Source organism: Sphingobacterium spiritivorum (genome assembly GCF_016724845.1).
In the GTDB taxonomy this organism is placed as follows: domain Bacteria; phylum Bacteroidota; class Bacteroidia; order Sphingobacteriales; family Sphingobacteriaceae; genus Sphingobacterium; species Sphingobacterium spiritivorum_A.
Map to the genome: position 1 here is coordinate 2,342,239 of NZ_CP068082.1, position 22,706 is coordinate 2,364,944.

At 41.6% G+C, this 22,706-nt stretch carries 17 protein-coding genes; 5 read left to right on the forward strand and 12 right to left on the reverse strand.

Going from position 1 to position 22,706, the window contains the following annotated elements:
• Window positions 1-2: 2 nt before the first annotated feature.
• The gene (gene pncA, locus I6J03_RS09890) at window positions 3-593 is read left to right on the forward strand and encodes a bifunctional nicotinamidase/pyrazinamidase (RefSeq protein ID WP_003012961.1); all 591 of its coding nucleotides are present in this window, start codon (window positions 3-5) and stop codon (window positions 591-593) included.
• Here the strand turns inward: pncA and I6J03_RS09895 are convergent.
• Window positions 590-3,373 (reverse strand): TonB-dependent receptor, encoded by a 2,784-nt coding sequence (locus I6J03_RS09895; RefSeq protein ID WP_003012957.1) that lies wholly within the window; start codon window positions 3,371-3,373, stop codon window positions 590-592. The two genes, pncA and I6J03_RS09895, sit on opposite strands and share 4 nt — an antisense overlap.
• Window positions 3,374-3,516: 143 nt before the next feature.
• On the opposite strand from I6J03_RS09895, the gene I6J03_RS09900 reads away from it, so the two are divergent.
• Window positions 3,517-4,059 carry a TetR/AcrR family transcriptional regulator gene (locus tag I6J03_RS09900; RefSeq protein WP_003000135.1) on the forward strand — a complete coding sequence of 181 codons (543 nt, stop codon included), beginning with the start codon at window positions 3,517-3,519 and terminating at the stop codon, window positions 4,057-4,059.
• Window positions 4,060-4,180: 121 nt separating this feature from the next.
• Window positions 4,181-5,890, forward strand: a complete 1,710-nt coding sequence (locus tag I6J03_RS09905; protein WP_003012952.1) for a glycoside hydrolase family 3 protein — start codon at window positions 4,181-4,183, stop codon at window positions 5,888-5,890.
• Between the two features lie 62 nt (window positions 5,891-5,952).
• Here the strand turns inward: I6J03_RS09905 and I6J03_RS09910 are convergent, their stop codons facing one another.
• Window positions 5,953-7,479 (reverse strand): glycoside hydrolase family 10 protein, encoded by a 1,527-nt coding sequence (locus I6J03_RS09910; protein ID WP_201694340.1) that lies wholly within the window; start codon window positions 7,477-7,479, stop codon window positions 5,953-5,955.
• 231 nt (window positions 7,480-7,710) lie between these two features.
• Between I6J03_RS09910 and I6J03_RS09915 the strand changes: the two genes are divergently transcribed.
• Together I6J03_RS09915 and I6J03_RS09920 are read left to right on the forward strand one after the other, a co-directional pair.
• Window positions 7,711-9,138 carry an L-serine ammonia-lyase gene (locus I6J03_RS09915; protein ID WP_201694341.1) on the forward strand — a complete coding sequence of 476 codons (1,428 nt, stop codon included), beginning with the start codon at window positions 7,711-7,713 and terminating at the stop codon, window positions 9,136-9,138.
• Window positions 9,139-9,179: 41 nt separating this feature from the next.
• Window positions 9,180-9,962 (forward strand): MBL fold metallo-hydrolase, encoded by a 783-nt coding sequence (locus tag I6J03_RS09920; protein WP_003000120.1) that lies wholly within the window; start codon window positions 9,180-9,182, stop codon window positions 9,960-9,962.
• A 22-nt stretch (window positions 9,963-9,984) separates the two neighbouring features.
• Here the strand turns inward: I6J03_RS09920 and lipB are convergent, their stop codons facing one another.
• From lipB to I6J03_RS09970, 10 genes are all read right to left on the reverse strand, one after another.
• Window positions 9,985-10,680 carry a lipoyl(octanoyl) transferase LipB gene (gene lipB, locus I6J03_RS09925; RefSeq protein ID WP_003012936.1) on the reverse strand — a complete coding sequence of 232 codons (696 nt, stop codon included), beginning with the start codon at window positions 10,678-10,680 and terminating at the stop codon, window positions 9,985-9,987.
• 144 nt (window positions 10,681-10,824) lie between these two features.
• Window positions 10,825-12,033 (reverse strand): GTPase HflX, encoded by a 1,209-nt coding sequence (gene hflX / locus I6J03_RS09930; protein ID WP_003012934.1) that lies wholly within the window; start codon window positions 12,031-12,033, stop codon window positions 10,825-10,827.
• Between the two features lie 123 nt (window positions 12,034-12,156).
• Window positions 12,157-14,262: an ATP-dependent DNA helicase RecG gene (gene recG, locus I6J03_RS09935; protein ID WP_003012931.1), complete on the reverse strand. Its 2,106-nt coding sequence runs from the start codon at window positions 14,260-14,262 to the stop codon at window positions 12,157-12,159.
• 53 nt (window positions 14,263-14,315) lie between these two features.
• On the reverse strand, window positions 14,316-15,008 hold the full coding sequence (locus tag I6J03_RS09940) for a hypothetical protein (RefSeq protein WP_003012928.1): 693 nt from the start codon (window positions 15,006-15,008) through the stop codon (window positions 14,316-14,318).
• 2 nt (window positions 15,009-15,010) lie between these two features.
• A complete protein-coding gene (locus I6J03_RS09945; RefSeq protein WP_232279875.1) occupies window positions 15,011-15,442 on the reverse strand; it encodes a hypothetical protein in 432 nt (143 codons plus the stop codon).
• A gap of 22 nt (window positions 15,443-15,464) precedes the next feature.
• The gene (locus I6J03_RS09950) at window positions 15,465-16,166 is read right to left on the reverse strand and encodes a hypothetical protein (RefSeq protein ID WP_003012922.1); all 702 of its coding nucleotides are present in this window, start codon (window positions 16,164-16,166) and stop codon (window positions 15,465-15,467) included.
• Between the two features lie 137 nt (window positions 16,167-16,303).
• Complete coding sequence (locus I6J03_RS09955) at window positions 16,304-17,974, reverse strand: RagB/SusD family nutrient uptake outer membrane protein (protein WP_003012919.1); 1,671 nt, start codon at window positions 17,972-17,974, stop codon at window positions 16,304-16,306.
• A gap of 11 nt (window positions 17,975-17,985) precedes the next feature.
• Window positions 17,986-21,051, reverse strand: coding sequence for a SusC/RagA family TonB-linked outer membrane protein (locus tag I6J03_RS09960; protein ID WP_003012916.1), 3,066 nt, complete (start codon window positions 21,049-21,051; stop codon window positions 17,986-17,988).
• Window positions 21,052-21,396: 345 nt separating this feature from the next.
• Window positions 21,397-22,311 (reverse strand): EamA family transporter, encoded by a 915-nt coding sequence (locus I6J03_RS09965; protein ID WP_003012914.1) that lies wholly within the window; start codon window positions 22,309-22,311, stop codon window positions 21,397-21,399.
• Window positions 22,311-22,697 (reverse strand): RidA family protein, encoded by a 387-nt coding sequence (locus tag I6J03_RS09970; RefSeq protein WP_003000090.1) that lies wholly within the window; start codon window positions 22,695-22,697, stop codon window positions 22,311-22,313. The genes I6J03_RS09965 and I6J03_RS09970 overlap by 1 nt, the downstream gene beginning before the upstream one ends.
• Window positions 22,698-22,706: the final 9 nt, after the last annotated feature.

Genomic DNA, 22,706 nt, shown 5'->3' on the forward strand with positions numbered 1-22,706 from the left:
CGATGAAAGCATTAATTATAGTGGATGTGCAGAATGACTTTCTGCCGGGAGGATCGCTGGCTGTAGAACACGGGGATGAGATTATTCCTTTGATTAACGGGCTTCAGTCAGATTATGGACTTATTGTAGCAACGCAGGACTGGCACCCTGTTCATCACAAAAGCTTTGCTGCGGAACATCCTGGTAAAAGCCTCTTTGAGGTGATTGAACTTAATGGTCTGGAGCAGCGACTGTGGCCTACGCACTGTGTGCAGGGAAGTAGTGGTGCTGCATTTCATGAACAACTGGATATGGATCGGGTAGAAGCTGTCTTCCGAAAAGGAATGGATGCGGAAATTGATAGTTACAGTGGTTTTTTTGATAACGGACGCCGGAAAAATACAGGTCTTGCCGGATATCTGCGTGACAGAACTATTGAAGAAGTTCATATATGCGGTCTGGCTGCAGATTATTGTGTGTACTTTACGGCTAAAGATGCTTTGTCTCTTGGCTTTAAGACTGCAATCCTTACCGATGCTACAAAAGCAATAGATCCGGCTCAGTTTGAAAAACTTGCCAGATCATTTGAAGAAGATGGCGGAAGGTTGATTTAGCGGTTTCCTCGGCCTCTTCCCCGTTCTCCGCGCGAATTAGACGGTCCGCGTGACCCTTTGCTTTCCTGTCCGCCGAATTTGCGTAAATGGTATGTAAAACTCAACAGAAAATAGCGGGTCAGTGTGTTGGACTGCACGTCTGAAATGGAGAATTCATCTATACGCCTGTTGACATTTTTTGCTTTATTGAAAATGTCAAACGCTTTTAAAGACAATTCCGCATTTTCTTTCTGAAAGAACCGTTTGCCTATGGAGGCATTCCAGATGACAGTCTGCACACCGGAAGTATTCTGTACACCTCCGTTAAGCATGTAGTTTATATTCGAAGTCACAAACATTCCTTTCCAGAAATCTACAGATGCATTATTGTTGATGGTATGGTTGTACACATTATATTTTTTGACCTGTAATGACGGGTTTTCAGTAAAGGTCAGGTTGCCGTTGTAGGAAAGTCCAATTACTGTCTTTCTACCGAAGTTACTGGATACTCCTACTCGCTGACGTATAACATAGGATCTGGAATTTAACAAGTCTTTATTTAGTATGGAGTAATTGTTATTGAAGAAAAGATTATTATTCAGATTGAGATTCAGTTTCCATTTGTTGATCGGTAAACCCAGACTGTTTGTCATCCTGACGGAGTAAGCTCCGTTAACATTCTCCGGTCTGATGTACTGTCCACCTGCACCTAAGATAATCTCGTCTGTGATTTGTACAGCTGTATCTGTGAGCAAGATCGAATTGACGATCTTATCCTGTATGTATTCAAAGTTGAGGCTGGAGTTGAAACTTCGTCCTGTTGATTTTTTGATATCTCTGAACTGAAAACTGATATTATGTTTATATTCCTGATTCAGATCCGGATTACCGTTTTGAATACGTAAGGCATTCTGATTGTCTATAAAGTCTTGCAACTGATTTATAGAAGGGGCATTAGTCGCGGTATTGTATTTTAATTCCAGCCGCTTTTCTTTACTGATGTGATAAGTGATATTCATCTCCGGCAAAAAGCTCCTGAACCCGGAAGTGGTAATGACATTTTTAGGAAAAGTCTTGTCATTTTTGCGGGAAGCATATTGATAATTTGCCCCAATCTGAAAGGTTAGACTGTCTTTTTTAGAGAATAAATAAGATATCCCACCGCTGTGAAAATCAAAATCATTTCTGAATTCATTTGACAGCCTCTCGTTCAGCTGTCCCAGTTGTCCGGTTTCTTCCAAAAATTCGAAAGTCTTGCGGTCAGAATAATTTGCCGTGTTGCGGTAACTGTAATTAGCCTGTAACCGGCTGAATTTGGATATATTTTCAGTGAACGTCAGTCTTCCGTTTATTCCGTTTCCATAGCCTTCAGAGATATTCTGATTATTATTGGTGTCGATACGATTTAACAGTGCATCTTTATAATATTGATTGAGCGCATATGTGCGTCCCTCACTGTTGTTGGAGGAATGATTGCCGTTTAAATTAACAGATAATGTCCTTCCGGGTTTATTCAGTCGTACCATATAAGTAAGTGCGCCCGATATATTAAAGTTGTTGCTATTATTCCGATTTCTCCGGTCCGATGTGTTAATGGTATCCTGAAGCTGATTAAGAGTCGTGCTTATGTTAAAATTAGTACGGTCATTGGAGGTATAAGATAATTGTGGAGCAAAATCTATACGTTGCGTTGAATCTATATCCCAGTGCAGCCTTGCTCCGGCATTGTGACTTACGGATCCGTTATCTGAATTCTGAGTCTGTTTTCTTAACTGGTTTGCCCGTGAACCGAGTATGTAATTGGTTAGGGAATTTGTAAAGATATTGGTATTGGTCGAATTAAAATTGTAATCGGCGCTTACCTGCATTTTTTGATTCAAATAGCTGTTGTTGACGCTTGTTGCTACTGCGTATGTCTTGGAAAGGCCACGCTCAACATTTGAATTCCCTCCTCTGTTGCCTCCGCGTCCCTGTTCTCCGAAATTGGTCTCATTGGTATTATTGGCCATTGCTGTAAGGGAATAACGTTTGTCATTCTGAAAGCCATTTATATTGATATTGGTCGCATACTTTTCATCATTTCCCAGACTGCCGTTTGCTTTACCGAAATATCCTCTTTTGCGATTGGGTTTGGTAACGATATTGATGACCTTGTCCCGTTTACCATCATCGAACCCTGAGAATTTAGCCTGTTCAGATTTATCATCGATGATCTGTACCTTGTCTATGATGTCTGCAGGGAGAGATTTGAGCGCAATTTTAGGGTCGGTGCTGAAGAATTCTTTGCCGTCTACAATTATCTTCTTTACGGCTTCTCCGTGGGCATTCACATTGCCGTCTTCATCAATTTCTACTCCGGGAATCTGCCTGATCAGTTCATCTGCATCCGAGTTTTTGGCTGTTGCATATTTATTGGCATTAAATTCCATTGTATCACCTTTCAGCGCAACGGTTTCGGCTGTAATCTCTATTTCATCCAACATGATCTCCGAAGATTCCATCTGAAAATTGACAGTTGCAGCTGTGCTGCCCAAAGTAATTTTTCGCATATCCTGTTTATACCCCATGAAGTTGATATTGATGACATAGGTGCCTTGTTCCAGGTTGTTGAACGTATAGTTGCCCACCTCATCACTGGGAGCTTTCAGGGTCGTTGAATCTTTGCTGTTAAGAATAGAAATACTGGCCCCTTTGATAGGTTGGGATGTCTGTTTATCCGTGATTTTACCTGAAATCCGGATTTGACCAACAGCCGATAAGGACAGGAACAGAAAGATACTGACAAGCGCAAGGTGTCTCATTGAAATTTAGGTTGATGTAATAGCCTTTTTATAAGAATACCGTTTGTAAAAAAAATAATGACAATCCGTTATCCTCTTCGACTATGCCTGTGCGAATATAAAAAGATTAGGTATATTTGTAATATTTATAGCAATAAAGATACATGAAAGATAATGCGATGAGTCGCAAGGAAAGGATAATGAAGGAGGCTCTGGCTCTCTTTGCTGAGAAAGGATATGCGGATACTTCGACAAAAATTATTGCTCAAAATGCAGAAGTCTCAGAGGCCTTGATTTTTAAGCATTTTGGAAATAAAGATGCGCTGCTTTTTCATCTGATCAAATCCGGATACCGTAGGGTACTGATGTATCATAAGGGTATGATGACTTACAAAAATCCAAAAGACTTTCTCAAAAATATGATTTTTCTGCCAAGTAAACTGGTGGCTGAAGAACCTATTTTCTGGAAGCTGCAGGAACGTCTGTCTCATAATTCTTTTTCGCGTCAACAACACGAACAATTTATGAAACCTGTACAGCCTATTATTAACCGGGCATTTGAGGAACTCGGATATGAAAATCCGGAACTTGAAACACAGTTTTTATTAATTGTTATTGACTCGCTCTGGAAAAAAGAAGCCAGCGGTGAGATTGACCAATCCCTGGATCTGGCTATTCTTTTGGAGAAAAAATACGATCTGTTATAAGCTATATTTTTTTGTAGCAATTTGCGTTTTTGTGCATCTTTTTTGTTGCAATACGCACAAATAGTTTTAAAAATCAATTTTATTTGACGTAATTCGTGGTACCTAATTAATTTTAAAGCATATGATATTTAGAAAAATGGTTTTAGGGCTTGCCTTTGTGGCTGTTTCAATTGCCGCTAAAGCACAGTCTAACCCAAATTTTGTTGCCTTTATTAATCAAAAGCACGCCTGGGTTGATTCTGTATTCAATACCCTCTCACCTAAAGAGAAAATAGGACAATTGTTTCTTGTCCGTGCACATACGAATCTGGGCCAGAAATATATAGATTCTGTGGCTACCGTGATTCAAAAAGAACAGTTGGGTGGTCTGGTTGTTTTTCAGGGCGGACCTGTGCGTCATGCCAATATGTTTAACCGTTATCAGGCTGTTGCCAAAGTGCCATTGCTGATGACTTTTGATGGTGAATGGGGGCTGGGTATGCGTATGCCGGATTCTACAATTTCTTATCCTTATCAAATGACTTTGGGAGCGATTCAGGATGAGTCTCTGATCTATCAGATGGGTAAAGAGGTGGCTAAAGATTTTCATCGTATCGGCATGCATTTTAATTTTGCGCCAGTAGTTGATATTAATAATAATCCTAAAAACCCGGTGATCAATTTCAGATCATTCGGTGATAATAAATACAATGTCGTTAAGAAAGCAAAAGCTTATATGGACGGTATGGTTGACGGGGGGATTATTGCGTCATTAAAGCATTTTCCGGGGCATGGAGATACGGATGTGGACTCACACCATGATTTGCCGCAGTTGAAATTCAGTAAAGAGCGTCTTGATACGTTGGAAATGTATCCCTTCAGACAGTTGATCAAAGATGGTGCACCAGCTGTCATGGTTGCGCATATGAATATTCCAAGTCTGGATCCGACACCTAATATGCCTTCATCTATATCCAAACCTGTGGTAACAGGACTTTTGAAAGATCAGTTGGGCTTCAAGGGTCTTACGGTTACAGATGCCATGGATATGAGTGGCGTGAAGAAATTTTTTCCAAACGGAGAAGCAGATGTTCAGGCTATTATTGCTGGTCATGATTTGTTGGAAGTCTCTGAAAACAGTGGCCGTGCTATTGGGTTGATCGAAAAAGCAATCAAAGATGGCCGTATCAAACAAGCTGATCTGGATGCCCGTGTAAAGAAGGTTCTTGCTGCAAAATTGTGGGTTGGTCTGAACCGTAAGCGTGTAATCAGTACTAACTATCTGTACGATGACCTGAACAGAACGAGTTCAAAACAACTGGTACAGCGATTAGCGGATGCATCCATTACACTGCTGAATTCTAATAACCGTCTGTATTCCTTTCAGCCAAAGCAAAAAACAGCCATTGTAAGTATAGGTGTTACTGCGGCACAGGATTTCGAAAAAGAAATGAAAGCCCGTCTTCCGGAGTCTGATATATATTACATCAAAGGAGATGAAAAAGAAGAAGCACTACAGGAGATCTTTAAAAATGCGAAAGGACATAAGCAGTTGATCGTAGCGATTCACGATGATCGTTCACGTCCGCGCAGTGAGGTTCCTTTTAGCCCTGAAGTAAAAGAAGTGATTGCTAAATTAGCAAAGAGAAAAGCGATTACCTGTCTGTTTACGAATCCTTACGCATTGGCTGATCTGCCGGGTGTAGAGAAAAGTCAATCTATACTCATGGGGTATCAGAATGACTGGTTTATGCAAAGAGCTGCAGTCAGAGCTATCTTCAGAGAGATCAAGCCTAAAGGTAAACTGCCGGTAACGATCAACGAAAATTATAAATACGGAACAGGAATTTAAGGTTTAGCGTATTAAAAAAAGTGGCGAATCATTCTTACATGATTCGCCACTTTTTTATTGTATTAGGGGAGTATGACTTCCCGAATATTAGAGATATTACTTTCATTCTTCATTCGGTCAATAGCAGTCACTACATAAAAATAATGTCCTCCCGGTTTTATAGTATTATCTGTATACTGAAGGTAGCTGTCATCGTAAGATATTTGTAAGATACGTTCTGCATTTGCTGTATTGACATTTTCTCCTTTTTCAAAACGATAAATGATGTAGCCATAGATCTGTTCATCGTTCGGCTTTTGCCATACAAGTGTAGCTGACTTTCTGTTTGAAGACACATGGGCCTGTAATCCGTAAGGGGATTGTGGAGGAATACTGTCTATCCATGCCATTGTTGGTGGAAGTGCTTTGTAGCGATACAGATCATACTGCATGGAATCACGCAGGCCTGCCAGATTGTCCATCAACGATTTAGAGCTGAAGTAAATGCTTCCCTGTACCTCATGTTGATCCCGCAGATGACGCACCTGTTTTGGAATTTGTCCCTTATCTGTCCATCCCGGACGTTTTTCAGTTACACGATATGCCCCATGTCCTACATAGAAATGACGTCCATACGTATGTTTTTCCCACCATTCCAGTAATATTTCAAATGCTGCGGCCCTGTTATTAAACGGGAAGTAGATTTGTGGATTGATATAATCTATCCAGCCTTCTTTCATCCACTTGACTCCATCGGCATACAGTGTGCGGTAGCCGCTGAGTCCGCTCGTATTGGAGCCATCCGGGTTATCTCTTTTATTGTCCCAAATCCCAAAGGGACTGATTCCATATTTGATAAAAGGCTTTTCCTTTTTAATTGCTATTCCGAGGTCACGGATCAAAAGATCCACATTGTTTCTGCGCCAGTCGTGTATATTGGCAAAGCCTCGTCCGAATTGATGAAAAGTAGGGGCATCAGGTAGTGCAGTATTTCTGGCATCCGGATAAGGATAGAAGTAGTCATCGAAGTGAATCCCGTCCACATCATAGTTTTTGACGACATCCATGATGACATCTATAATATATTGCCTTACTTCAGGCAATCCTGGATTGAACAGGTATTTTCCGCCATATTTAAAAAACCATTCCGGTTTTGTACGGGTAATATGATCTTTGGAAAAATGGGCAGGATTCAGTGTTGTCGATGCGCGGTAAGGATTGACCCACGCGTGCAGCTCCATTCCTCTTTTGTGTGCTTCTTCAATGACAAACTCGAGCGGATCATAGAATGGGGAAGGTGCTTTACCCTGTACACCCGAAAGATATCTGCTCCAGGGTTCTCTTCCTTTTGCATAAAATGCGTCTGCAGCAGGTCTGATCTGGAAGAATATCGCATTCAGTCCGGCACGTTGATGTGCATCCAGAATATTGATCAGTTCTTGCTTTTGCCGTTCACTACTTTCATTGTCCCTGCTTGGCCAGTCAATATTGGCTACCGTAGCAATCCACACACCCCGAAGTTCCCGTTTCGGAGAATTTTGGCTTATGGCCTGATACGGGAAATGACTGATGAAAAGAATTAGAATGATTATCTTTCGAAAGTGCAACATGTTTTTTGAATCCCCCACAACTATTAGGCATCAAAGATAACAAACAGCGGGTAACTGACTTGTTACGTACAGGTATGAGGGTGTTAAATAGTGTTAATTTTTCGGAATGTGCCGGGGGAAAACCATTGTTTATAAAAATGACAATAATTCGTGTTGAAATAACCTTTTCAATATGATATTTGTAATGGAATATATCATATTTTTGTGACGATTAAATTGTTGATCTAAAAAATGGCAAAAGAGCAGATTTCTATATTTGATATGTTTAAGATTGGGGTAGGGCCTTCCAGTTCGCATACATTGGGTCCATGGCGTGCTGCACAGCAGTTTACCAAAGTCTTAGAAGATAAGGGTGTGTTGGGTGATGTAGAAGCTGTCAAGATCTTATTGTACGGATCACTGGCAAAGACCGGAGTGGGACACGGAACCGATATTGCAATCCTGTTGGGACTGAGCGGAGATGATCCCGTGACCTGTGATGTGAATCAGATCACTCCTAAGGTCGAGCATATCAAAGCAGCTCATGAGCTGGTGCTAGCAGGGAAACATGTTATTCCTTTTTCTTTTAAAGAAGACCTGTTGTTCTTATTTCAGGAAAGTCTTCCTTTTCACCCTAATGCGGTAACATTTCAGGCTTTTTTGAAAGGTGAAAAGGCGGTGAGTGAAACCTACTATTCAATCGGCGGTGGCTTTGTTGTTCAGGAGGGTGACGATTCCGGGTTCTTATCTGAAATAGATTTGCCTTTTCCTATTGATACTGCTCAGGAGCTTATGTTGGCCTGTATGCGTACGGGTTTGAAGATTTCTGATGTCGTCATGGAGAATGAGAGCGCCTGGCGTAGCGAAGAAGAGACTAAAGCCGGAGTACTTCGTATTTTTACAGCTATTAAAGAATGTATCTACAGAGGTTGTCATACTTCGGGTGTCCTTCCGGGCGGATTGAACGTGGAACGACGTGCTGCAAAACTGAATAAAAAACTGATCAATGGCCGTAGTTATGTCGATTTTGAGAGTTGGGTACAGGCTATACGTGAAGGAGGAAAAGATTTTGATTATATTCTGGATTGGGTGAGTTGCTTTGCTTTGGCCGTAAATGAGGAAAATGCTTCATTTGGACGTGTCGTTACGGCGCCTACAAACGGAGCTGCGGGGGTGATTCCGGCGGTGCTTCAATATTTTATTACTTTTCACAATGGATTTGATGAGAGTAAGATTATTCAATTTATTGCTACAGCTTCTGAGATCGGTTCGATTTTTAAAAAGGGAGCGACTATATCTGCGGCAATGGGCGGTTGTCAGGCTGAGATTGGGGTTTCCTCTGCAATGGCTGCCGGAGCGCTGACCGAATGTCTGGGTGGATCTCAACGGCAGGTACTGATGGCTTCGGAGATTGCCATGGAACATCATCTGGGACTGACCTGTGATCCGATCGGTGGGCTTGTGCAGGTGCCTTGTATAGAACGGAACACCATGGGGGCAATTAAGGCAATCACTGCTGCGCAGTTAGCGCTGCGTTCTAATCCGGATAAGGCAAAAGTAAGTCTTGATGCCGTGGTGAAAACGATGTGGGATACCGCACAGGATATGAATGTGAAATATAAAGAAACGGCAGATGGTGGATTGGCTGTACATATTCCGCTTAGTCTTCCTGAATGTTAAAGGCATATGATCTTGCCGGATATTTTTTAATTTTGTTTTGAATGAAGTATAGTGCTATAGCATCAGGCAGTAACGGTAACTGCTATTACGTGGCGAAGAATGATTCTGCGATTCTGGTTGATGCCGGGATAAACAGTAAGCATATCCATCTGCGCATGGGGAATCTGGGGATTCAGCCTGATACTATAAAAGCAATTTTTATAACACACGAACATACCGACCATATTCGCGGGCTATCGGTTTTTAGCAAAAAATACAATCTTCCGGTGTATATTACTGAAGGAAGTTATCGCGGAAGCCGGTTACATCTCCCTTCTCATCTGGTACATGTAATCAAGCCTGATGATAAAGTGGAGATAGGGGAACTGACGGTATATGGTATTCCCAAATATCATGATGCGAAGGAACCCTGCAGCTTTCTTGTTTCTGACGGACAGTATAATATCGGTATCCTGACCGATATCGGCCGGGCTTGCGATAATGTCAGATATGTTATTCAGCATGCGGATATTCTGCTGTTAGAATCTAACTATGATGAGGAAATGCTTCGTACGGGGCGCTATTCTTATTATCTGAAAAACAGAATCAGTAGCGGATGGGGGCATATCTCCAATACTGTTTCTCTGGAAATTTTCAATAATTGCCGCAGTAGCAGGCTGAAGCACCTGATATTAACTCATCTTTCGGGAGAAAATAACAGTGTAGAGTTGGTGGAACAGACATTTGCCCCGCATTGCTCAGAGATCAAACTGTCCATAGCGACCAGGTCTGCGGAGACCGAATTGTTTGATCTTCATGCTTTGCTCCTGAAGGAATTGATTTAGTACTGTTGCTGATCTGGAATATTTATATCAGTTCCATATGGAACAGGTCTGCCAGATGGTTCTTTAATCTGTCTTTTACTTCGTTGATATCTATCTCTCTTCCAAGTTCACGCTGCATAGAAGTCACATCTTTATCATCTATTCCACATGGAACAATGTTTCCGAAATAACTCAAATCTGCGTTTACATTGAAGGCAAATCCATGCATAGTGACCCATCTGCTGGCGCGCACACCCATTGCACATATTTTGCGGGCTTTGTCATTATCAGGATCTATCCATACGCCGGTATATCCGGGGTATCTGCCTGCCGGAATTCCATAGTCTGCGAGGGTCAGAATAATAGCCTCCTCCAATGTACGGAGATACAGGTGAATGTCGGTGAAGAAATTGTCGAGATCCAGAATCGGATAGCCTACAATCTGTCCGGGACCGTGGTAGGTGATGTCTCCGCCGCGATTTATTTTATAGAAGGTGGCTTGTTTTTCTTCAAGGCCCTGCTCATCTAATAAAAGATTGTCCGGGTGACCGCTTTTTCCTAAGGTGTATACATGAGGATGCTCAGTAAAGATGAGATAGTTATTGGTCTCTGTATACGCTTCGTTGACACGATTATCATGCTTGATGTCCAATATACTTTTGAAAATCTCTTCTTGTCTGTTCCAGGCATCCTGATAATCCTGCAAACCCCAGTCCGTGAATTGTACTTTTTTGTTCATATGATGTGCGTAGGCAAAAGGCTGTAAGCTGTTGACTGACTGTTTTTTTTCGCTTAATCTGTAACGTTTTGTTTTTATCGGCAGAGGGAAATGATGATGTGAGTTCAAATCCCTCTTTGTTAAATTATCGCTTACGGCCTTTCGCTAATACAACAAATTATTATATGGATATCGGGCATTGTGCATTTCGACAATAATGTCGTAAAGCTTTTGCTTGAATTCCTCAACATTCGTTTTATTGGTTGCTGAGATAAAGATGGCCGGATCTGAATTTTTTCCCATCCAGCTATTTCTGAATTTTTCCAGTGTTACTTCTCTTTCTTCACCTTCGTCTCTTTCTTCACCTTCGTCTCCTTCTTCAACTGCCGGTTTGTAAGCATCGATTTTGTTGAATACAGTAATAACCGGTTTGTCTAATGCTCCCAAATCTTTTAACGTCTCATTGACAGCGTGAATGTGGTCCTCAAAATTGGGGTGAGAAATGTCTACGACGTGAATCAGTACATCTGCTTCCCGTACTTCATCTAATGTGGATTTGAAACACTCGACCAGATGATGAGGCAACTTGCGGATAAACCCTACGGTATCGGACAGCAGGAATGGCAAATTATCGATTACAACCTTTCTGACTGTTGTGTCCAGGGTTGCAAAGAGTTTGTTTTCGATCAGTACGTCAGATTTGGAAATCATATTCATAATGGTTGATTTTCCAACGTTTGTATATCCGACTAATGCCACTCTGATCATTTCTCCACGGTTTTTACGCTGTGTCTCATTCTGTTTATCAATGGATTTGAGACGTTCTTTGAACAGGGAGATCTTATTCAGGATCATCCGTCTGTCGGATTCTATCTGAGATTCACCCGGACCACGCATACCGATACCACCACGCTGACGCTCCAGGTGCGTCCACATGCGTGTCAATCGGGGAAGGATGTATTGAAGCTGAGCCAGCTCTACCTGAGTCTTTGCCTGTGCTGTTTTGGCGTGACTGGCAAATATATCCAGAATCAGATTGGAACGGTCCAGAATCTTTACTTTGAAAAAGTTTTCGATATTGCGCAGTTGAGAAGGGCTTAATTCATCATCAAACACTACCATATCGATTTCTTCTGCATCGATGTAAGATTTGATTTCTTCCATTTTGCCACTTCCGATAAAAGTTGCCTTATCCGGATAAGCGAGTTTTTGTGTGAAAATACCGTTGGTAATCCCTCCGGCAGTCTCGACCAGAAATTGCAGTTCTTCGAGATACTCACGGGCTTTGGCTTCTGTTGTATCCGGAGTAATGACGGAGATCAGTACTGCAGTTTCGGGTTTTAATGCGGTATCGTATATTTTGGTTCTAGCCATATAATAGTATTAAGAATAATAGCGACAGGAGATTTGAAAACAGGTATACTATTAACAGATTCCTACGCAATTTTGTTTGCCGGAAGCATCTTGCTTAAAGCATAATGCAAAGATAGTTGTTTTTTAAGAGATTTTGTCCCAGGAGATACCGGGAGCACGTTGTTTAAGGTAAGCGCTAAGTAAAATATTCTTCTCCAACTGTAGAGCAGGGTCTTCTTTGAAAATGCTGATCACTGTATTCCGGGCTTCTGAAAGAATCGCCTGATCGCTGGCAAGATTGGCAATCTTCATGTCTAATACACCGGATTGTTGTGTTCCGGAGATGTCTCCGGGCCCGCGAAGCTGTAAATCGACTTCTGCAATTTCAAATCCGTCGTTGGTGCGAACCATTGTTTCCAGTCGTAAACGACCTTCTTTACTTAGTTTGTTGCCAGACATAAGGATACAGAAGGATTGTTCTGCACCTCTTCCTACGCGCCCGCGCAGCTGGTGAAGCTGGGATAGCCCAAATCGTTCGGAATTTTCGATGACCATGACAGATGCGTTCGGTACATTGACTCCTACTTCGATCACGGTCGTTGCTACCATGATTTGTGTTTCATGTTTTATAAAACGCTGCATCTCGAAATCTTTATCTTTCACTGGCATCTTTCCGTGAACGATACTGATCTTGTATTGTGGCAACGGGAATTCACGTTGCAGATTTTCAAGCCCTGCTTCCAGATAGAGCAAGTCCAGCTTTTCGCTTTCCTTAATCAGGGGAAATACGACATATACCTGTCTGCCCTTTGCGATCTCTTCTTTCATAAAACCAAACATGCGCAGCCGGGAGCTTTCAAAAAAGTGCACCGTCTTGATCGGTTTACGGCCTGCCGGCAATTCATCAATGACCGATATATCGAGATCGCCGTACATGGTCATCGCCAATGTGCGTGGTATAGGTGTAGCTGTCATCACGAGCATATGCGGAGGTATGACATTTTTACGCCATAGTTTGGCTCTCTGCTCTACTCCAAACCGGTGTTGTTCATCAATAACTACAAAACCAATATTTTTGAATCGTACCTTATCTTCGATGAGTGCGTGGGTACCTATAAGTATATCCAGTGTTCCCTCTTCGAGCTCCTGATGGATAATCCGACGTTCTTTGGCGGGTGTAGATCCGGTCAGCAAGCGGACTTTTGCGAATCCCTCGCCTAACAGTTCACTTACGCTGGCGTAGTGTTGTGTAGCAAGAATTTCTGTGGGAGCCATCATGCAGGCCTGAAATCCATTGTCTATGGCGAGCAGCATACTCATCAGGGCTACAACAGTCTTCCCTGAGCCTACGTCTCCCTGGACAAGTCTGTTCATCTGGGCGCCGGTATTGGTGTCCTGACGAATTTCTTTAATTACTCTTTTTTGCGCATTGGTCAGTGGAAAGGGGAGTTTTTCATTGAAAAATGTATTGACCTTTTCTCCGACCTGATCAAAGCGGTGACCTTTAAATTTGAGGGTATTAAGCTGCTTGTTGTTTAAGAGACGAAGTTGTATAAAAAACAGCTCTTCAAATTTCAATCTTCGGATGGCCTGATCGAGTTCCTGCTGTGATTTTGGAAAGTGTATAGCAAGTAAAGCCTTCGGATAGTCGATTAACCGGTGTTCCTGTATGAGATAGGGCGGCAACATATCTCCGATGCTACGGTATACTGTTTCCAGGGCGGTCTGTTGTAAACGCTGTATACCCCTTGTGTCAAGGTTGAATTTTTTGAGCTTTTCTGTAGAGGAATAAACAGGTTGCAGACTTTGATTTCCGATCTTTTGTTCCTGTGCATTATAGAGCTCCATCTCCGGATGTGTAATGGAGATATGTCCGTTAAATTCGGTTGGTTTCCCATAGAGAATATATGGAGAGCCGATTTTAAGTGATTTCTTCAGCCAGGGAATACTTTGAAACCAGACGAGTTCTATTGATCCGGTATCGTCTCTAAACTGGCCGACCAGCCTTCTCCCTCTTTTTTCACCGACTTCCTGCAGGCCAATTAGTCGTCCCAATACCTGGGCGCCGATCATATCGGGATGTAGCTTATGAATTTTGTGAAACTGAGTGCGGTCTATATAGCGGAAAGGGTAATATTCCAGCAGATCACCTATAGTAAAAACCTGCAACTCTTTTTTGAGTATGTCGGCCTTTTGAGGGCCTACGCCTTTGAGATATTCTATGGGTGTTATTAAAGATAAATTAGCCACTGCAATTACATTTCTGCTAAGTGGCTAATTTAAGAAAAATGCTTTAAAAACGGTTAGTATTGTATGACTGGTTTTCCATTTTCACAGCTTACTCCTTTTGCGGGCTTATCATTTTGATTGCTGCAGGGAGGGGAGGCCTGAAGTTTTCTTTTCTGTGCATACAGACTTTCATACTGACGACCTTTTTTGTAAAACTCTTCTCCTCTGATGTTTTCATTGTAGAGTACAGCGATATATTTACAGTCTTGCCGGATATATCCTATTCTCCACAAATTGGGATTCGTACAAGGATCATTCTTATGGAAATCCACTATTTCTGTAAAATATTTTGGTAGTTCCTCCTCAATTTCCTGCAATGTCATATCTTTAGCATAATAAAGCTCAGCTTTATTGTTCTTGCATCGTATTCCGATCGGTGGATAGGCTTCAAAATAATCAAGGTAAGGAATCGGAGGAGCATCCGGAGCATTATCAGCGCGCTTGCGGCGAACATGATATTCTTCTACAAGTTTATTATAGCGCTCTTCAAAACTTGGGTGTACCGGAAGATATACCGGCCCCAGTTGGTAAATAGTAGCGATCTTCCAGACGGATGGATCTCCGCATGCTACACTTTGTGTCAGTTGTACTATTTCCTGAAACTTTTCGTCTGCCAGACGCCTTAATTCTTCGTAACCAGGATCTTTTTTACAGCCCAAAACCAGGATCCCGGACAATAAAAGGAGGGTGCTTAATACTCTTTTCATAATTAGTTTTTGGTGTTATTATAGATTAATGTTGCTTTCCCGTTCTGACAAATGATTCCTGATGGCTTTTGATAAGCCATGCAATTTATAACAGGAGCGACCATAGGCGCATATATTTCCATAATCTGATTATGGTTGTAGATCAGCTGCTCAAGTTTTGTTCTGTCCAGGCTTTTGTGATAAACAATGTGTGATAATCCACATTCTGTGCGCATATCGGTCATATTCCAATCTGTGGGGTCGGTACAGGGGATACTGGTTGTTAACTCATTTATCTTTTTGTAAGAATCTGTTGAAAGTTTTTCTAATTGTTCCTGACTAAAGTTTTTATACGGATTGGGGATATCAGGAATACAGCAGTCTTTTCTTTTACAACTAAAAAAGATCAGGATTACCATAAAGACCAGCGATGCTGAAAGTGCTCTATGTTTCATAATATTCATAATATATACTGATTTAGTATTTAACAGCAGGTTTACCATTCTCACAAGCTACTCCTTTTGCCGGTTTATCATTGACAGACGGACAATTCATAGACTTATCCAAAACTGTTTTGCGATAATACAGGTGAGCATACTCTTCCATTCTCTTAGAGAACTCTCTAAATCTGTCAGTCTGTGTATAGGCTATTGATACAAATTCACAATCTTTTCGTATCGTAGTCACATACCATCCTGTAGCCGAACTACATGTCTGCTCTTTAAAAAAGTCTCTGATTTCCGGGAAAAGTTTCTGTAAACGATCATTGACCTCTGTTAAGTCAAAATCATTGGCAGTGACCACTTTAATCCTGCCTTCTGTACAACGTAATCCAAAGTGAGGCGGAAGGACGGCAATTGACGTTCTGGCGGTATTGAGTACCGGCCCTTTATAGAGCTTGCCGGCTCTTGTGAAGAGTTCACTCGCTTCTTGTACTAATTTTTTGTAATCCTGTTCAAAACTTGGGTGCACCGGGAAATAACCATAGTTATAGAGGGTGTCTATGCGCCATTCATTCAGATTGCCACAGGAGCGATCTTTAGTAAGTTGTATGGCTTCCTGAACTTTGAGGTTGGCTAGTCTGTTTAGCTCTTCATAGGACTCTCCTTCTTTCTTGCAGCCCATTAGTGTGAGAATAAGGATCGAAAGTATCGAGATCGATACGGCTTTGATTTTCATAACAATAATAATATGGTTTTAGAGTGAGACGGTGATTGTAATAGTTTTGCTACAGCTGTATTGTTATTTTAATAAAAATAGTAATGCCCCTGATCAATAAGATCAGAGGCATTATACAGAGATATGAATAAGGATTTTTAGAAATTTCCTTGTTCTTTGTCCCACCACAGACGGGTGCCCCCGTTGTCGGCACCACCAAGTAACTGTATGGCTTTTTGCACTTCGGCACCATTGGCATTGTATTCATTTTGCGGGAAAGGCAATCTTCTGATCTGTACAGCCGTACTGATCGTGCCTCCGCTGTTGTTGACCACAACAGGGAATATTTTCGGATATCCTGTTCTTCTGTATTCACTCCATGCTTCCTGTCCTTCAGGGAATATGGCTAGCCATTTCTGTGTGATGATACGTTCCAGCTTTTGTTCATTGCTTGCTGACTCATCCCATTTGATGGTGATTGCTGTCATGGCCTGGGCGTCATTTTTCGTATTCTTGGGATCTGTATATTTGACAGGTATATTCGTGTTATCCTGAATGTAGTTGTTCAATTGAGATGAGACATTCCATTGCTGGAAGGATAGATCTATTCCTTTCTCATATAGCGATTGTGCTGTGCCACCTGCATTTGCCCATCCCCGGAGCGCAGCTTCTGCTCTCAGGAAGTATATTTCAGCAGCAGTCATGAGTACCGGAGCTGTAGTCGCAGTAAAAGAAGGATTGCCATCGGTTGTATTTAATGATGAATAAGATTTATACTTATCTTTTTCTATACCGTCTGCACCGGCGCGTATCCCTTTGTACTGTCCTGCAAATGCAGGATCAGTGGCTTTATCCATGTATCTGGAGATACGGGGATCCTGATAACCTACCATAAATGATTCCAGGGATGCATTAATACGGGTGTCATCCCAGTTTTTTGCAATAAAGAATAATGGGTTGGAGAAGTTAGCATCTGTTGGAATATTGATCTTGAAATTATCGGTATTTACTTCTATTACTCCGCCATTTGCAGGGTTAAGGGCTTTTTCCGCTTGTTCACGTGCTAATTGCGGATTTACTTTTACAATACGCATAGCTAAGCGCAAACGAAGGGAATTGGATAATTTGAGCCAGTTTCTGAAACGTGCGGTATTGTCAGCTCCTTTATAAACCAGGTCAATATCATTAATTTTATCCGGAACAGGACTCGCAGATGGATTCGTGATGTAGTCCTGCAGTATTTTTGAGGAAGCATCCAGATCGCTGAAAAAACTGGTATAGATATCTGCCTGACTGTCATATGGAATATCTCCTGTAATACCCGCTTTGCTGTAAGGAATCGGACCGTAAATGTCGGTTACACGGCTGGCTGCTGCAACTTTCACGACTAAAGCAGATCCCCAAAGTGCCGGATATGTTTTAGCCAGCTCATTTTTCTCGAGCTTATTCAGCGAGTTGAGTACATTGACGTATAACACTTTGAAAGGTTCCCCGTTCCATCCGTTTACTAAAGCATAATTAAGATTGTTCTGACCGCTGTTGAAAGGTGTCGGAGACATGAAGTATCCTGAAAATACGTCTGCATTCAGATTCTGTTGTACCTGATAGGAGTTTGGATCGCCCCCACCTGAAAAATTGTAGATGGCCATTTGTGCCTGACGAAAGAATAAGACCAGATCCTGTCCGTCAAGTTTGAGGTCTTCATCTGTCACCCCGATATTATTCGTGTTATATTCTTCAAAATTTTTGGTACAACCGCTTAGTACTCCGGCTGATAACGAAAGGAATAATAAATAGCTTCCGTATTTTTTTATATTAATTTTTTGCATGATAGTCCAGATTAGAAAGTCGCATTTAAAGTAAGTCCGTAGTTGCGTGTTGCAGGCATCATAAAGATATCTACACCGCTTAGTGTATTTCCTGTAGACATAGTAACTTCCGGATCAAAAGGTGCTTTTTTGGAAATATAGAACAGATTACGTCCTACTGCCGAAACTTTTAATTTCTTAATAAAGCCTTGTTTGATATTGAAGTCATAACCTAATGTCAATTCTCTCAGTCGAACCACTGTCCCGTCATAGATATAGTTGCTGGTAACGGGACCTATCCCACCTGTAGAAGTATACCATTTATTTGCATCGATGCTGGTGACAGGAACTCCGGCCGGTGTAACACCGTTGATCGCTACGCCTCCTGCTTCACGTGCATCTCCGCTAGCTTTGGATACACCGTATCCGTCCAGGACAGCCTGTGTCACGGACATTACTTCGTAATCAAACTTACCATCGATCAGGAAGCTAAGCGATAGATTTTTGTAGCTGAAATTATTATTCCAGCCCATTTGCCAAAGTGGATTGGCATTTCCTAATTTGGTATAGTTTGAATTTTTTTGAGGTATACCATCGCTGACAATGATTCTCCCTTGATCATCTTTCTGGAAATCCTGTCCGTAGATGTCTCCGAATGAGCCCCCAACTTCGAATTTAGAAGCGTAGTTATTACGGCTTTCTCCTGTAAGAGAGAAATCTTTGATTCTGTCATCCAGTTCAATGATCTTATTCTTATTGTAAGAATAGTTGATGCTTGTCGTCCAGTTAAAATCTTCTGATTTAACGGCATCCAGACTGATTAATGCTTCTATACCCTGATTCTGAATATTTCCGGCATTGATTGCATATTGATTGTAGAATGACGCCTGACTGGCTGCGATCTTAAAGAACTGATTTTTTGTGTTCGTTTTGTAATAGGTCACATCTACGCCCAGACGGTTATTCCACATTCTCCATTCTGTACCGATCTCCAGAGAGTTGGTCATTTCCGGTTTCAGTTCTCTTAAGAATGCAATATCGTTTAGGGTAAGGACCGCATACGGATCCAATCTGTTGGTGAGCAGCGTTGTGTATGGCGGCAGATCATTACCTACCTGCGCAAATGATCCTCGTATCTTCGCCATATTAATAAACGATGGCAAATTCAGTTTGTCATTCAGTACAACACCCAGACCGGCAGAAGGATAGAAGAAGGATTTGTTGCCGGTAAAAGCTAACGTGCTTGACCAGTCATTACGTGCTGTAAGGTCTAAGTATAACCAGTTGTCATACGATAGATTGGCACTTGCAAATACAGACTGTAATTGTCTTCTCATGGCGGAGAGTGTCGAAGGACGGGGAGTTGTCGAATTCTGAAGTGTAAATACATTCGGGATCTTCAGACTTTCCTGTCCGCTGTTGTAATCAACACCTTCTGTTTTCCAATCGGTGATACTGGTTCCTACCACACCGGAGATCTTGAATTTGTCTGTCACATCGAAATTGACATTGGCGACTAAGTCTGCATATTGTTGTGTGATAGTGGTATTTGTATAATCGTATCTTCCGTTTGGTCTGGAAAGGATGCTTTGTGTTCCTGCGTACACTTTTCTTTCATAGACTTCGCTTGTTCTGTCGAGGCTACCACGAGCCTGAACAGATAACCATGGTGTAGCTGTATATTTTGCACTACCGCTCAGGAGAAGGCGATTCCGTACGGAAGAATTCTGATTACGATTGACAATCCACCACGGGTTTTGCTGTGTGGTCTCATTATCTGTTATAGAAAACCAGTTCTGATCGTATAGATTTCTTGCAGGATTGAATTTTTCAAAGTCTTTATAGGGTGAGATATCAATACTTCTCGGAAGAAGATAGAGCCCTACAATCGGATTGAAATAAAAACCGGTCTGAGGTGCATTTTCTAACTTCTGTGTGATATAATTTGCCCCTCCTTCTACTTTTAGTTTATCATTGAAGAAGTTTGCAGATTCTTTAAAGTTGAAGTTGTGTCGGGAAAGATCATTATTAGGAGTGATTCCCTGAGCCTGCGTATTAGCGTATGAGAAGTAAGTTTGATTTTTTTCGTTTCCTCCGGATAAGGTAATGGAATTGGTGAAATTATTACCTGTGCGGAAGAACTTCCCTACATTGTCGTAGTTCTGTCCGGAGATTTCCTCTCCCCAACTGGAAGAACCTGTCGTACTTGCTACTCCGTTGGAACCCTGTCCATATTTATTCTGGAATTCAGGCGTGTAAGCCGGTGTTTCCAAAGTTGCACTGGATGAAAAATTCACTACTGTACGTCCTTGTTTTCCTGATTTCGTTGTTACGAGGATTACACCATTTGCGGCCTGACTACCGTACAAGGCTGCAGCTGATGCACCTTTCAGGATGGATATATTTTCAATATCTTCCGGATTGATAAGTGCAATGGGATCTCCCGGATCGCGCTCACCTCCGAAGACATTGCTTGGCTGCGTTCCGAGTGTACTGTTGTTGATCGGTACCCCGTCAATAACATACAGAACCTGGTTGTTTCCGGATGCGGATTTGTTACCACGCAGAACTACTTTCGCAGAACCTCCGGGACCTGAAGAACTTGGAGCGATATTGACCCCGGCAACCTTACCGTTTAAAGTATTGATCAGATTGGGGCTTTTTACGCGGTTTAATTCTTCCGAATTAACCTGCTGTGTAGAATAGGTTAATGATTTCTGTGCACGGTTGATACCCAATGCTGTTACAACTACGCTTTCCAGTTCCTGCATGCTGGGTGTCAGCACGATGGTTACCTGTGCTCCGTTTGCCGCAGCAGTTGCTGTTTTGGTTTCATAGCCTACAGAAGATACACTTAACGTGTTTGATGTGGAAGTCGTATTGATTGTAAACGTTCCGTTCTGGTCGGAGGAAGCAGCCTGTTCTGTCCCGACCAATTTGATGGTAGCTCCTGCGATCGGAGATTGATTTTGTCCGTCAAGGACAAGCCCTTTGATTTGCCGTGCCTGTGCAAATACCTGGCTGCTGCCCAAGCTTAATAGTAGTACTATTAAAGTCGCTTTGAGCAATTCATGTAATTTGATAGTAGTAAGACCCATATATTGGTGATTTTAAGATAGTGTATTATCAAATGATATAATTGTTTATTGTTTTTAATTAAGTCGGCGTTGAATATCAGGTGGGATGCGTCTCGTGTGTAAAAAATTGTCGCACCGTTTTCTTACAGAAAGGGGAATATAGCAGGTTGCCGTTTTTGAAGGAAAAGGAACCACTAATTACGATATAACCGGATAACAGATAAAGTGACAATTACAGTTTATATTTTGTGTGTTAAAAGCATTTAGCAACGCTAAAAAAGCGGATGCTAAAATAAGTACACTTTAACGACTTTTTTGTTTTATTATTGTCAGTTTTTGAGTAAAATTTTATTCAGGTATGTGTTTTTAACCTTTCAGAATTTTTGTCAGGACCTTTGAATTGAAGAGTAGCAATGCCACGATAAGCAAACCATAGGCCCAGAATTTGTGCGGATCGACCTGTTCTTTGAAATAGAATACGGCTAAAAAGAAAGCTATTATCGGGTTGATATACAGCATTATGCCAACAGTTGAGGAGGATATTTTGTTGAGTGCAAACATGCTCAGATACAAGGGAATGATCGTAAATAACAGTGCTATAATGAATGTCGTATACCAGAATACCGGGGCAGTGGGCAGGGCATGATGATTGAATAATAATTTAGGTATGACGATAACCATGCACAACAGCAACTGTATCGCCAGAATGTTTAATTTGTCAAATCCTTGTACGACTCTTTGTATAATAAGGTAGAAAGCATATAATCCACCTATCGCTATAGACCATAATACTTCAATCAATGAGCCGGTAGCCAGCATAATGACACTGCATAACGCAAAGAATAAAGCTGTTTTTTTAATCAGGCTCAATTCTTCTCTGAGAATAAAGTGGGCCGCTGCTGTGGTAATGAGGGGGCATAACATATATGCAAATGCTGCGGCCTGAATACTGATATGATTGATGCAGTAGATATAGGTATACCAGTTACCAAAGATAAATAAAGAGGCCAGTATAGTGAGCCAGACATATTTTCGTTTGTCTTTTTGGACCAGTTCTTTATAATGGTAAATATCTTCCTTTAATTTTTTTCTCCGGAATATGAGGATGAATATCCAAAGGATAAGCATGGCCGTCAGTATGCGAAAATAAAGGATATCTTCAGCCGGCCAACCGCGTATCCAGCGAACAGGGATAGACATAAATCCCCAGATGAAAGGGGCTAAAAAAGCCGCTAAGAAATACTTTCCGCGGCTTTCTGTATGTTTTATTTCGTTATTCACTATGCTTTCCAGGCAATGACTGATATTTCTACGTTTACATTTTTGGGTAATGTCGCTACTGCAACACATTCACGTGCAGGCTGAGCATCTACAAAATACTGGGCATATATTTCATTGACAGTAGCAAAATCGCCCATATCTTTTAAGAAGATAGATGTTTTGACTACATCCTTAAAAGAATATCCTGCATGACTTAGAATAGCTTCTACATTTTTGAGTACCTGATGTGTTTCATCGCGGACTCCTGATGTGATAAGTTCCATTGTCTCCGGAATCAAAGGAATCTGTCCGGATACATATAATGTTTTATCTGCTTTGATGGCTTGGTTGTAAGGCCCGATAGCTGCGGGCGCTTTTTCAGTGTTTAAAATAATTTTTTCTGACATGCGTTTAGC